Origin of the sequence: Mesorhizobium comanense (assembly GCF_005503535.1) — a bacterium.
Taxonomy (GTDB): domain Bacteria; phylum Pseudomonadota; class Alphaproteobacteria; order Rhizobiales; family Rhizobiaceae; genus Mesorhizobium; species Mesorhizobium comanense.
Genome location: NZ_SCNN01000005.1, coordinates 288,336 through 301,848, shown reverse-complemented (window position 1 = coordinate 301,848; position 13,513 = coordinate 288,336). Strand labels below are relative to the sequence as shown.

Annotated in this window: 12 protein-coding genes; 2 read left to right on the top strand and 10 right to left on the bottom strand. The window is 62.6% G+C overall.

Annotated elements, in window-relative coordinates; translation table 11 throughout:
• Position 1: 1 nt before the first annotated feature.
• Positions 2–1,426: a glutamate--tRNA ligase gene (gene gltX / locus FFS37_RS12055; protein WP_137931166.1), complete on the top strand. Its 1,425-nt coding sequence runs from the start codon at positions 2–4 to the stop codon at positions 1,424–1,426.
• A 182-nt stretch (positions 1,427–1,608) separates the two neighbouring features.
• Positions 1,609–2,937, top strand: coding sequence for a citrate synthase (gltA, locus tag FFS37_RS12050; RefSeq protein WP_137931165.1), 1,329 nt, complete (start codon positions 1,609–1,611; stop codon positions 2,935–2,937).
• Positions 2,938–2,967: 30 nt separating this feature from the next.
• Here the strand turns inward: gltA and lpxB are convergent, their stop codons facing one another.
• From lpxB to frr, 10 genes are all read right to left on the bottom strand, one after another.
• Complete coding sequence (gene lpxB / locus FFS37_RS12045; protein ID WP_137931164.1) at positions 2,968–4,140, bottom strand: lipid-A-disaccharide synthase; 1,173 nt, start codon at positions 4,138–4,140, stop codon at positions 2,968–2,970.
• A complete protein-coding gene (locus FFS37_RS12040; RefSeq protein ID WP_232375632.1) occupies positions 4,133–5,029 on the bottom strand; it encodes an LpxI family protein in 897 nt (298 codons plus the stop codon). Before FFS37_RS12040 ends, lpxB begins: the two co-directional genes overlap by 8 nt.
• On the bottom strand, positions 5,016–5,849 hold the full coding sequence (lpxA, locus tag FFS37_RS12035; protein ID WP_137931162.1) for an acyl-ACP--UDP-N-acetylglucosamine O-acyltransferase: 834 nt from the start codon (positions 5,847–5,849) through the stop codon (positions 5,016–5,018). The genes FFS37_RS12040 and lpxA overlap by 14 nt, the downstream gene beginning before the upstream one ends.
• A gap of 13 nt (positions 5,850–5,862) precedes the next feature.
• Positions 5,863–6,330 carry a 3-hydroxyacyl-ACP dehydratase FabZ gene (gene fabZ, locus FFS37_RS12030; RefSeq protein WP_137931161.1) on the bottom strand — a complete coding sequence of 156 codons (468 nt, stop codon included), beginning with the start codon at positions 6,328–6,330 and terminating at the stop codon, positions 5,863–5,865.
• A complete protein-coding gene (lpxD, locus tag FFS37_RS12025) occupies positions 6,323–7,378 on the bottom strand; it encodes a UDP-3-O-(3-hydroxymyristoyl)glucosamine N-acyltransferase (RefSeq protein ID WP_137931160.1) in 1,056 nt (351 codons plus the stop codon). The genes fabZ and lpxD overlap by 8 nt, the downstream gene beginning before the upstream one ends.
• A 74-nt stretch (positions 7,379–7,452) precedes the next feature.
• On the bottom strand, positions 7,453–9,831 hold the full coding sequence (gene bamA, locus FFS37_RS12020) for an outer membrane protein assembly factor BamA (RefSeq protein ID WP_137931159.1): 2,379 nt from the start codon (positions 9,829–9,831) through the stop codon (positions 7,453–7,455).
• A 217-nt stretch (positions 9,832–10,048) separates the two neighbouring features.
• Entirely contained in the window at positions 10,049–11,191 is a 1,143-nt protein-coding gene (gene rseP / locus FFS37_RS12015) for an RIP metalloprotease RseP (protein WP_137931158.1), read from the bottom strand.
• A 96-nt stretch (positions 11,192–11,287) separates the two neighbouring features.
• On the bottom strand, positions 11,288–12,103 hold the full coding sequence (locus FFS37_RS12010) for a phosphatidate cytidylyltransferase (protein WP_137931157.1): 816 nt from the start codon (positions 12,101–12,103) through the stop codon (positions 11,288–11,290).
• On the bottom strand, positions 12,100–12,834 hold the full coding sequence (locus FFS37_RS12005; RefSeq protein WP_137931156.1) for an isoprenyl transferase: 735 nt from the start codon (positions 12,832–12,834) through the stop codon (positions 12,100–12,102). The genes FFS37_RS12010 and FFS37_RS12005 overlap by 4 nt, the downstream gene beginning before the upstream one ends.
• A gap of 32 nt (positions 12,835–12,866) precedes the next feature.
• Positions 12,867–13,421: a ribosome recycling factor gene (frr, locus tag FFS37_RS12000; RefSeq protein WP_137931155.1), complete on the bottom strand. Its 555-nt coding sequence runs from the start codon at positions 13,419–13,421 to the stop codon at positions 12,867–12,869.
• Positions 13,422–13,513 lie beyond the last annotated feature (92 nt).

The window sequence follows — 13,513 nt, the reverse complement described above, 5'->3', positions numbered from 1 at the left end:
CATGCCCGATAAGGTCGTAACCCGTTTTGCCCCCTCGCCCACCGGCTACCTGCACATAGGCGGCGCGCGCACGGCGCTGTTCAACTGGCTGTATGCGAGGCACACCAACGGCACGATGCTTCTTCGTATCGAGGACACCGATCGCGAACGCTCCACCGACGCGGCCACCACCGCCATCCTCGACGGCTTGACCTGGCTCGGCCTCTCATGGGACGGCGACGCGGTCTCGCAGTTCGAGCGCGCGCCACGCCACCGCGAGGTGGCCGAGGAGTTGGTGCGGCTGGGCAAGGCTTACTACAGCTACGAGACACCAGCCGAGCTCGAGGCGATGCGCGAGGCTGCACGGGCCAAGGGCCTGCCGCCGCGCTACAATGGCCACTGGCGCGACCGTGATCCATCGGAGGCGCCCACGGGCGTCAAGGGCGCGATCCGCATCAAGGCGCCGACCGAGGGCGAGACCGTGGTGCAGGACCGTGTCCAGGGCGAAGTGCGCTTTCCCAACAAGGATCTCGACGATTTCATCATCCTGCGTTCGGACGGCAACCCGACCTACATGCATGCGGTCGTCGTTGACGACCACGACATGGGCGTCACCCACATCATCCGTGGCGACGACCACCTGACCAATGCCGCGCGCCAGACGGTCATCTACAACGCCATGGGCTGGAACGTGCCGTCCATGTCGCATATCCCGCTGATCCATGGCGCAGACGGCGCCAAGCTTTCCAAGCGGCATGGCGCGCTGGGCGTGGAAGCCTATCGGGCCATGGGCTATCTGCCAGAGGCGCTGCTCAACTACCTGGCACGGCTCGGCTGGAGCCACGGCGACGATGAGGTCATGTCGATCAAGGACATGATTTCCTGGTTCGATATCGGCGACGTCAACAAGGGCGCGGCGCGATTCGACTTCGCCAAGCTCGAGGCTCTGAACGGCGTCCACATGCGCCGCATGGCGGACGCCGAACTGTTCGACATCTTCGTCGCCACCTTGCCCTATCTCGAGGGCGGACCGGCGATGGCGGCGCGCCTGGACGAGAAGAGCAAGGCGCAGCTGCTGGCGGCACTGCCGGGCTTGAAGGAGCGTGCCAAGACCCTTGTCGAACTGGTCGACGGCGCCGCATTCCTGTTCGCCGCACGGCCGCTGCCGCTCGACGACAAGGCGGCCCTTCTGCTCAATGACGATGCCCGCAAGGTATTGCGTGGCGCTCACGAAGCTTTGAATGCGCTGTCAGGCGAGTGGACGGCCGCCGCGGCCGAGGCCGCGATCCGCGATTATGCATTGGCCGGCGGCCACAAGCTTGGCGCCGTCGCCCAGCCGTTGCGGGCCGCGCTGACGGGCAAAAGCACGTCACCTGGCGTGTTCGACGTGCTGGCGGTGCTGGGGCGCGAGGAAAGCCTGGGGCGCATAGCGGATCAAATCGATTAGGAGCAAACTGGCCCAAGAAGATTGGCATTGAAAGGCGCGTTTCGCAGTGCAACATTAGCCCTTGGCCCAATCTGGCACGCACCTCCTAAAATGCGGTCGCGAATAGCGCATTCCGGTGATTTCGACGTGTCGCTTTGCAGAATTTGCCTTTGCCGGCATGAGGAAACAAAAAGGAGTTTGCAATGACCGAAGCTGCGACAAAACTTGAGTTTGGCGGCAAGACCCAGGAGGCCACGGCAAAGCTGGAATTCGCCGGCAAGACGCATGAGTTCAAGGTGCGAAGCGGCTCCGTCGGCCCTGACGTCATCGACATCGCCACGCTCTACAGCACCACCGGCGCCTTCACCTACGATCCCGGCTTCACCTCGACCGCGAGCTGTGAATCGGAAATCACCTTCATCGACGGCGACGCCGGCATCCTCCTGCATCGTGGCTACCCGATCGACCAGCTGGCCGAGCACGGTGACTTCCTCGAAGTCTGCTATCTTCTGCTCTATGGAGAACTGCCGACCAAGGCGCAGAAGGACGATTTCGACTACCGCGTCACGCGCCACACCATGGTGCACGAGCAGATGTCCCGCTTCTTCACCGGCTTCCGCCGTGACGCGCACCCGATGGCGGTCATGTGCGGCGTGGTCGGCGCGCTGTCGGCCTTCTATCACGACTCGACCGACATTTCCGATCCATACCAGCGCATGGTCGCTTCCATGCGGCTGATCGCCAAGATGCCGACGATCGCGGCCATGGCCTACAAGTACCACATCGGCCAGCCCTTCATTTACCCGAAGAACGATCTCGGCTTCGCGGCGAACTTCCTGCACATGTGCTTTGCCGTGCCCTGCGAGGAGTACAAGATCAATCCGGTGCTGGCGCGCGCCATGGAGCGCATCTTCATCCTGCACGCCGATCACGAGCAGAACGCGTCGACCTCGACGGTTCGCCTCGCCGGTTCGTCGGGTGCCAATCCGTTCGCATGTATCGCCGCCGGCATCGCTTGCCTGTGGGGTCCCGCGCATGGCGGCGCCAATGAAGCGGCGCTCAACATGCTGGGCGAGATCGGCCATGTCGATCACATCCCGGAATTCATCGCCCGCGCCAAGGACAAGAACGACCCGTTCCGGCTGATGGGCTTTGGCCACCGCGTCTACAAGAACTACGATCCTCGTGCGAAGATCATGCAGAAGACGGCGCATGAGGTTCTGGGCGAACTCGGCATCAAGGACGATCCGCTGCTCGACATCGCCATGGAACTGGAAAAGATCGCGCTCACTGATCCCTATTTCATCGAGAAGAAGCTTTACCCGAATGTCGACTTCTACTCCGGTATCACGCTGAAGGCGCTGGGCTTCCCCACCACCATGTTCACCGTGCTGTTCGCTGTCGCCCGCACCGTCGGCTGGATCGCGCAGTGGAAGGAAATGATCGAGGACCCGCGCCAGAAGATTGGCCGCCCGCGCCAGCTCTACACCGGTGCGCCGGAGCGCGACTACGTTCCGATCGCCAAGCGTTGATCGAGGCCGTTTGAATAAAAAAGGCGCCTGTCAGGGCGCCTTTTTTATATGGCGAAGCACAACGCCTGCCGCGATCTCGCCCGACGGCCTGTCCGTCGCCATGCGCCGCGCAATTTCGGCAAAGCCGTCCTTTTGCCAGGCGCGCATGCCGGTGTCGGTGAGCAGCGCTTCCAACTGGCGAGCCAAATTGTTCGGCTTGACATACTCATTGTAGAATTCGGGGACCAGAGCCCGGTCCGAGATCAGGTTCGGAAGCAGGGCCGACCACACCGACAGCAGATAAGGCGCCACGACGCGGGCAACCGGGTCGAGCCTGTAGCAGGAGACCATGGGTACGCCTGCGAGCGCCAGTTCCAGCGACACTGTTCCCGATGCGATCAGCGCGGCATCGGCCTTGCCGAAGGCCTGCCATTTGCGCTGGGATTCGACGATGATCTCGGGCTTTTCATCCCACTTTGTGACCGAGGATCGGACGAGGTCTGCAACGTGCGGAACCGTCGGCAAAAGCAGCCGCAAGCGGTGCCCTCTCGCGCGCAGCATCGACATCGTCTCGCCGAACGTGTCGACAAGCCGGCGCACCTCGCCGCGCCGCGAGCCGGGCAGGACCAGCAGTGTCTTCACGCGATCGGCAGCAAGGTCGCGTGGCACATCCTGCGCTTTAGCCGCCGCCAGTACCCCCGCGTCATGCGTCAGTCGATGCCCGACATAGGTCCCCGGCGGACCGCCCAGCCGTTCGAGTTCCCTCACCTCGAACGGCAGGATGCACAGGATATGGTCGACATAGGGCTTCATCGCCGGCGCCCTGCCCGGCCGCCACGCCCAGACGCTCGGGCAGACATAGTGGATGATCGGGATCGACGGATTGGCCGCTCGCACTTTTTTCGCGACGCGCAACGAGAAATCCGGGCTGTCGATGGTGACCAGGCAGTCCGGCTTCTCGTCCGCGATGGATCTGGCCATCTGCCCGATCCGCCTGACAAGGCGCGGCAGATCGCGCAGGACGGCGCTGAAACCCATCAGCGCGATCTCGCTCGCGTCGAAAGGCGAAACCAGGCCCAGTTCCGTGAGATGACGGCCACCGAGACCGACGAGCCGCACCTCGCGGCCTGTCGCCTGGCGCAGCGAGCGCACGATGTCGGCGCCGAGCAGATCGCCTGACTCCTCGCCCGCGACGATCGCTATCTTCAGCGCCCTGTCAGCCATGCCCGGAATCCGCAGCCAGCCCGACAATGAACAAGCCGAGTTCATTGGCCCGCGCAAGGGTTGCCGGACCTTCAAGAATAAGCGATCGTCCGGCTTCGACGGCGATGCCTGCAAGTCCGGCCGCGTGCGCTGATTCGACCGTTTGTGGTCCGATCGACGGCAGGTCGGCGCGCAGCTCCTGGCCGGGTTTGGCGCACTTCACCAGGACCCCTCGGCTCTTGCCGGCAAGCCGGCCGTGGCCGCGCAGCCCCCGCGTCCTTTCGAGCAGTCCACTCGTGCCCTCGATCCCTTCGAGCGCAATCGTTCGGCCACCGATAGCGATCGCTGCCTGGCCGATATCGAGGGCGCCGATCGCCTTGGCCGCCTGCCTCGCCGCCTCGATGTCGCGCCAATCCGATTGCCTTGGTCCCGTCACGGTCAAGGTGCCTTCGCCGGCGGCGAGTTCGGGAACGACCTCATGCGCGCCGATCACCTTGATGCCCCGCTTCTCCAGCCCGCGTGTCACAACCTTCAACAGACCGTCATCGCCACGCGCCAATGCCATGATCACGGAAGGTATGATCGTCAGCAAGCCAAGGCTAGGCCGAATCCTGGCCAATTGCGGCCTTCGCTTGATCTCGCCGGCCAAAACCAGGTGTGTGATGCCGTATCGCTTCAGCCTCGGCACCAGCGAACCGATCTGCTCCAGCGCGAGACTATCGTGCTCGTATCGATGCAGTTCCTGCTTGCGATCTGCTTCCCCCTCCATCAGCAGCACGAAAGGAGGGTAGCCGTGTGCGGCCAGGCCATCTGCGACTTCAACCGGAAGGCTGCCGCCGCCGGCAATGATGCCGACCCTGGCGCCGGGCGGAAGATGAAGAGCCGCGGTGGCTGTCTCAGCCTTCGTCATCGATGTCGTCGCCATCGCCGCCCTTGAGCGATGGCACCGCATAGTGCCGCTTGCCGCGACTTGAGATGAAGTCGATGATCTTCATGGCGGTCGGCGAAGAGGCAAACTCGGCCTTGGCGAATTCGATGTTCTCGCCGACGGTGCGCGAGCGATCGAAAATCGTTTTGTACGCTTTCCGCAGCAGATAGATCTCGGACCGCGGCAGACCGGCGCGCTTGAGGCCGATGATGTTCAAGCCGCGCAAGCTGGCGCGGTTGCCGACGGCAATGGCATAGGGAATGACGTCTCCGACAAATGCGGAGCATCCGCCGAGGAAGGCGTTGTCGCCGACACGAACGAACTGATGAACGGCGCTGAGCCCGCCGATGTAGACGTTGTCGCCGATCTCACAGTGCCCGCCAAGCGTGGCGCCATTGGCGAAAGTGGCGTTCTTGCCGACAACGCAGTCATGGGCGATGTGGGCATAGGCAAGGAAATTGCCGTTGTCTCCTACCGTCGTTTCGCCTCGGCTGGTGTCGGTGCCGACGTGCATGGTCACGCCTTCGCGGATGGTGCAGTTGGCGCCGATGACCAGAGTGGTGCGGCCACCCTTGTGCTTGGTGTTCTGCGGCGGTGCACCCAGTGTCGCCATCGGATAGACCTTGGTCGACGCCCCGATGGTGGTGGCGCCCATCACGGAGACATGGCTGACCAGCTCGACACCGTCGCCGATCACGGCATCGGCGCTGACATGGCAGAACGGTCCAATGCGAACACCCTGGCCGATCTGAGCGCCTTCTTCCACGACGGAGGAAGGATGAATTGAAGTCTTGATTGTCATGGGCACTCGATTGTCAGTCGCCGGTGACCATCATGGCCGAAATCTCGGCCTCCGCCGCCTTGGTACCTTCGACCATGGCTTCACAAGCGAATTTGAGCAGGTTACCGCGTTTCTTGATCTTCTTGACGTGGATCTTCAGCTGGTCGCCCGGAACGACCGGTTTGCGGAATTTGGCGTTGTCGATGGTCAGGAAATAGACCAGCGACGGCTTCGACGCCCCGAGGCTGCGGATGCAGATGGCACCCGCCGTCTGCGCCATGGCCTCGACGATAAGCACACCCGGCATCACCGGCTGCTCGGGGAAATGCCCCTGAAAATGCGGCTCGTTGATGGTGACGTTCTTGATGCCGATGGCGGATTCATCGCCATCGATGTCGACGATGCGGTCGATCATCAGGAACGGATAGCGATGCGGCAAGAGCTTCATCAGCCCCAATATGTCGACCGCCTCCAGTGTCGTCGCCCCGACCATATCAGCCATTGTCCTTGCCTTGCTTGCGTGCCCTGGCCATCGTGCGCAACATGGCTATCTCCCGCATGGCTTCCGCCATCGGCTGTGCCGGATAACCACCCCAGATCTCGCCAGCGGGAACGTTGCTCATAAATCCACTTCTGGCGGCAAGCTTGGCCCCTGTGCCGATCGTCAGGTGATCCGCGAGCCCGACACCGCCGCCCATGGTGACGTTGTCACCCACAACCACGGAACCGGAAATACCCGAAAGCCCGGCCACAATGCAATTGCGCCCGATGCGGACGTTATGGGCGATCTGAACGAGATTGTCGATCTTGGTGCCTTGCCCGATGACCGTATCAGACATCGCGCCGCGATCGACGGTTGAGTTGGAGCCGATTTCGACATCGTCCTGGATGACGACCCGACCGATCTGCGGAACACGTTCCGGCCCTTTGGCGCCTCCGACAAAGCCGAAGCCGTCCTGGCCTATCCTGGCGCCGCCATGAATGATGACCCGATTGCCGATCAGCGCGTACTGGATGCTCGCGCCCGGTCCGATATAGCCGTCGCGCCCGATCTGGCAAAGCTGACCGATAACCGCGTTGGGCGCGATAACCGTGCCGCGGCCGATCGAGACGCCCGGTCCAACAACGGCACCAGCCTCGATGATAGCGCCGGCCTCGACATGGGCGCTCGGATCGACATGGGCATGCGGCGAAACACCGGTCTCGCCGGTCATCGCCCCCGGCGTCGCGGCTGTGGGGAACAGCAATCTGCCGACCAGCGCGAATGCCTGCTGCGGACGCGGATGTACCAGGACAGCGATGCCGTCAGGCGCCTTGCCGGCGAATTCCGCCGGGCACAGGACAGCGGCCGCGCGCAAAGAGGGCATAAGCGCGGAATTGCGCCTGCCGTCAACGAAGACGAGCGCATTCGCGCCGCCTTCATTGGCCGGCGCCAGAGCCTCGATGGAAACGTCGGATTTGCCGGAATCGACAAGCGTCGAGCCGGTCAGATTCGCGACTTCGCCCGCCGTATACCGGCGTGATGGCGCGAAGAACACCGGTTCGGTCATTCCAGAAGCTATATCCAGCTAGGTCGGAACATTTCTCCCGGCTCACAAGAACCGGGAGCATCGTTGGCCGGCGATCAGAAGCGGGTCGATATGCCGAAGTTGAACTCCTGCACGTCGTCGCTCGCTTCCTTCTTGACCGGGATCGCGTAGTCGATGCGGATCGGCCCGAACGGCGAAGCCCACATCAGGCCGAGGCCGACCGAGGCGCGCAACTTCATGCCAGTCGAGTCCGGGTTGACCAGGGTCTGATCGGCAATCTTGCTACCATAGAGCGTCGCCGCGTCGGCGAACACCGCACCGCGCAGGCCGAAGCTCTCCGGCACGACCGGCAGCGGGAACTGTGCCTCGGCGGAAGCATTGAAATACGTCGTGCCGCCAAGGTGGTCGCCGCTGGTGCCGCTGGCAACCGGACCAATGCCATTGTATGCGAAGCCGCGGATGATGCGGTCCGTGCTCTGGAACTGATCGAAGATGCGGAGATTGCCGTCGTTGCCATAACCCTCGACGTGGCCGGCGCCGCCGGAAATCAGGCCGACAAGGTCAAGCTGCTCCGACAGCGTCTGGTATATACTGCCGCGGCCCGTGACCTTGACGAACTTGGCATCACCGCCGAGGCCGGCGACTTCCACCGTCGTGTTGGCGTAGATACCCTCATGCGGGTTCTTCATGTCGTCGATGGTGTTGTAGACCAGCCCGAGGCTGACCGACGATTTGATCCACGGGCTTTGGTCGATGCCGTCCATAACGGCGTCGGAGATATTGCAGGTGCCTTTGGGATTTCCGGTAGTGGGATCGCAGCTATCGTCCACCTTATACTTCTCTTGCGAGATGTTGTAGGCCAGCTGCGTCGTGATGCTGTTTGTGATCGGCAGGCCGAAGCGGATCGTCGCGCCGGTGGTGTCGCTGTCATAGTTGCTGTTGTATTCCCGGGTCGACTTGTAGATGTCGAAGCCGGCGGCGATGCGCCGTCCGAGGAAATACGGCTCGGTGAACGAGATGCTGTAGTCGCGCGAGTTCTTGCCGCCACCGGCCGACAGCTTGATGAACTGGCCGCGGCCGAGGAAGTTACGCTCGGTGATCGATCCTTCGACCGTCGGGCCTGGCGTATTGCCACCGGTCGAGTAACCGGCACCGACCGAGAATTCACCCGTCGACTTCTCGACCACGTCGACCACAAGCACGACCTGATCCGGCTGCGAGCCAGGCACTGTCGAAATATCGACTTTGTCAAAATAATTGAGATCTTCCAGGCGCTTCTTCGCGCGCTGGATGAGCACCTGGTTGAACGCGTCGCCCTCGCCGACATCGAATTCGCGGCGAATGACATAGTCGCGCGTGCGGTCGTTGCCGCGGATTTCGATGCGCTCGATATAGGCCTTGGTGCCCTGGTCGATCGTATAGACCACCGAAATCGTATGGTTTTCGAAGTTCCGATCGCCGCGCGGCGTCACCTGCGCGAACGCGTAGCCGGAACCGGCCACTTTCTCGGTCAGCGCGATGATCGAGTCTTCGACATCCTTGGCGTTGTAGACGTCGCCCTTGCGGGTCTGCACCACCGATTCCAGCGACTTGGAATCCACTTCCGGGATGGTGCTTTCGACGCTGATGTCACCGAAATTGTAGCGATCGCCTTCCTGGACGGTGATGGTGACCGTGTATTTGTTCGTCGCGTTGTCGAGTTCGCCGACCGCGGAGACAACCTGGAAATCAGCGTAGCCGTGATTGTAGTAGAAGCGGCGCAGCAGCTCCTGGTCCGCGCGCAGCTTGTCCTCGTCATAGACGTCATCGCGCAGGATGAACGAAACCCAGGACGAGCGCTTGGTGTTGATCACGTCAGACAGGCGGCGGCTGGAATAGGCGCTGTTGCCGACAAAATTGATCGCGGCAATCTGCGTGCGGTCGCCTTCGGTAATCTTGAAAAGCACATTCACGCGGTTGTCGCCGAGATCCATGACCTGCGTGGTCACGCCGGCGTCATCACGGCCAATGCGCCGGTAAGCGGCCTTCACCGCCTCGACGTCCGAATCAAGCGTCGCCTGCGAGAACGTGCCGCGCGGCTTCAGCTGAACCGCAGCCTGCAGGGCGTTGTCCTTGAGCTTCTTGTTGCCCTGGAACAGGACCTGATTGACGACCTTGTACTCGGAGACCTTGACGACCAGGGTCGAGCCGACCTGATTGATCTGGACATCCGAAAACAGACCGGTGCCGAACAGCGCCTTGACCGCGCTGTCGATATCGGAGCTGGAAAAAGCCTTACCTGGCTTGATGGTGATGTAATTGCGGATGGTTTCGGCATCGACACGCTGATTGCCGCTCACTTCCACTCGGCTGACGACAGCGGCCTCGGCCGCCGATGTGGCAACGAACTGCACTGCGAGCGCACCTGGCACAACCAGAGCGGCGGACAGTGCCGCCGCGGACGCGGCGCTCAGAAACTTGGATGCTGCCTTCATCGGGCTTAATAACCTTTTCTCGTAGTCCCCACGGCGAGAAAACCGGACGTGCGGTCATTTCCCCTACCGTATTAACCGGATTTTCCCTACACGCAAGGCTTCTGGTTAATTTGTATTTACTTAACCCTGTTGCGTGGCTTTCGCGTCACTCATATCCCCGTGCATGGTAAACGGCGTCTCAACATCGACCATGCCAAAGCCAAATTCCTTCATGATTTCAGCACCCAAACAGATCGTTCCAGAACACGAAACCCATGAAGCACAGCACCAGGAGCAAACCAGCCCGGTAGGCCATTTCCATCATCCGCTCGGACACCGGCCGGCGAATGACAGCCTCCACCCCGTAGAACAAGAGATGGCCGCCGTCGAGGGGGGGAATCGGCAAAAGGTTTAGAATACCTATGCCGACCGACAGCAGCGCAACGAGCTGCACCAGCCATTCGAAACCGAGCTTCGCCGCCTTGCCCGCCATGTCGGCGATCTTGACGGGGCCACCCAGCTGGCACTTGTCCTCGCGCCCGACAACGAAGCGCTGCAGGAACTGACCCGTACGCTCGATGACATGGCCTGTTTCCTCGACCGCGGCCGCCACGGCCCCGACCGGGGTATAGGTGATAAGCCGGGGCTGGCCGAGCTCCTTGTTGTTGACGACGCCGATCACGGCCACCTTGACCTTGTTGCCGAGCGCGTCTTCCTGCTCCATCAGCTGCGGCGTGGCGGTCACCGTGACCTCCTTGCCGTCGCGCAGCATGACGAAGGTGATGGTATCGCCGGCGCGGCCCGAAACCAGCCTCTGCACGTCGCCGAAGGTTTCGACCTTGCTGCCGTCGACGCTGACGAATCGGTCGCCGGGCAGGATGCCGGCCTTGGCCGCCGGGCTGTCCGCGGTGACTTCCGCCACCATCGGCTCCGCGACGTAGCGTCCGTAGGCGGCAAACAGGACGGAGAAGACGACGATGGTCAGCAGGAAATTGAACAGCGGTCCCGCCACCACCGTCGCCGCACGCTTCCAGATCGCCTGGGTGTGGAAGGCGACCTTGCGCTCGTCATCGGTCAGTGTCTCAAGCTCGTCCGAGGTGGGCTGGCTTGAGGTGGCGTTCATGTCGCCGACAAATTTGACATAGCCGCCAAGCGGTATGGCGCAAAGCTTCCAGCGCGTGCCATGCCTGTCGTTGAAGCCGAGGAGCTCGGGGCCGAAGCCGATCGAGAAGGCCCTGACGCCGATGCCGCACCAGCGGCCGACGAGGTAGTGGCCCATTTCGTGGACGAACACCACCACGGTGAGCACGAAGAGAAACGGCACGAGCGTACCGAGAAAGAAGCCTTCCGTGCTGAAGATCGCGTGAAGAATCTCGTTCAACTCAGGCCCTCAAATTCTTCCGCGGTCGCGTGATGACTGTGCCATCAATCCAGGCGAATCCAAGGCGCGCCGGCCCAGATCGTGGAAAGACGCCGCTCAAATGGGAAACAGCCCCCTCGCCGGATGATCGGCGCCCGCCGAAATCCAGCCGATGACGTATAGGGCCAAAGCCGCCGCGACAAGCCCGTCGACACGGTCCATGATGCCGCCGTGACCTGGAATGAGCACGCCCGAATCCTTGCGGCCGTGCCGGCGCTTGACCCAGGATTCAAACAGGTCACCGGCTTGGGCGACGATCGAAAGCACGAGCGCGACAAGGCTCAGCAGCGCGAGGTTGTCAGCCCCGGCAATGGCCGCCAGGACAAGTCCGGCGACAACGCCGCCAGCCGCGCCGCCGAGCGCACCGCTGCGTGTCTTGCCGGGCGAAATCGACGGCGCCAGCTTGGGACCGCCAACGGCGCGTCCGATGAAATAGGCAAAGATATCCGTTGCCCAGACGACCGCGAACAGGAACAGAATGGCCACGAGGCCTGAGTGGTCACCATCACGCAGCAGAGCGAGCGACAGGCCCGATACGCTGGCATAGGCAAGTCCGCACGCGTCCCATTGTCCGACGTTACGCAGTCGTGACGCGACCGCCGTAGCGGCAACCAGAATCACCACGAGCAGCAGCAGCCAGAATGCGGGAAAGCCAACGATCAAGGCGCCGATGAAGACGGCCACCAGCACCTCCGGCAGCAAGCCGAGGCCGTTGGCCGCGGCGGGCCGCGACATGCGCGTCCATTCGTAGAAGATCATCGCCGACATGGCCGCGCACAGCAGGCGGAAAGGCAGGCCGCCAAGCCAGGTCAGGCCAAGGGCGATGATGGCCAGCACGACCGCCGAAATGACACGGAGCTGAAGATTGCTCATCCAGCGGCCGGTCGCGAGGCGACGTCTTGCGGGCCTAGTCCTCCGAAACGGCGCTCGCGGCTGGCGAATTCGCGCAAGGCCTCGGTGAGGTGCTCGCGGTTGAAGTCGGGCCAGTAGCAAGGCAGGAACACGAGTTCGCTGTAGGCAGCCTGCCACAACAGGAAATTGGACAGGCGCAGTTCGCCGCTGGTGCGTATGACCAGTTCCGGATCGGGAATGCCTTGCGTGTCGAGGACGCCGGCAAAGCTTTCGGCTGATATCGCCTCGCTGCTGAGTTCGCCCCGCGCCACGGCCGCCGCCAGCTTGCGTGCCGCGCGAACGATCTCGTCGCGCCCGCCATAATTGAAGGCTATCACGAGTGTCAGCGCGCCATTGCCGGCCGTCAGCGCTTCCGCCTCTTCCAGCAGCCCCCTGATATCGGCCTGCAGCCCTGCCCTGTCGCCGATGATTCTGACCCGCACGCCGCTTTGATGCAGTTCGGCGAGATCGCGGCGGATGAACAGCTTCAACAGTCCCATCAGGTCGCTGACCTCGGCCTTGGGCCGCGACCAGTTCTCCGAGGAGAAGGCATAGACTGTCAGGAAGGATATCCCGAGATCAGGGGCGGCGCGAACCGCCTTGCGCAAAGCCTCCACGCCAGCACGATGGCCCGCGAGCCTCGGCATGCCGCGCGCCTTGGCCCAGCGTCCATTGCCATCCATGATGATCGCGACATGCGCGGGCGTTGCCATGGTCTCGCTTTCGGGTCAGCGCAATGCCGGCCCTAAACCTGCATGATCTCGGCTTCCTTGTCGGAAAGCAGATGGTCAATGGTGCTGATCGTTTCGTCGGTAAGCTTCTGGACCTGGTCCGATCGCTTGCGCTGATCGTCCTCGCTGATGGTGCCGTCCTTCTCAGCCTTCTTCAGGAAATCCATGCCGTCGCGGCGCACATGGCGCGCGGCGACCCGGGCGTTCTCGGCGTAGCCATGCGAGATCTTGACCAGTTCCTTGCGGCGCTGTTCGTTGAGCTCCGGCAGCGGAATCCTCAGATTGGTGCCATCCACGATCGGGTTGAAGCCCAGATTGGATTCGCGGATGGCGCGGTCGACGGCGCTGACCATCGACTTGTCCCAGATCGACACAGAGATCATGCGTGGCTCCGGCACCGTGACGTTGGCCACCTGGTTGATCGGCATGGTGGTGCCGTAGGCCTGCACCTGGATCGCGTCGAGCAGATTGCTGGAGGCGCGACCGGTCCGCAGCGAAGCCAGGTCATGCCTGAACGCGGCGATGGCCCCATCCATGCGCCGCTTGAGATCGTCGTACTCACCACTCATCCTAGTCTCCTCGACCCGTCTGACGCGGGTTCATTGCTTTGGGGCGAAGGCCCCTTGTCGAGCCTGATTGCTAAGAACCGGTTTCCCGTCCT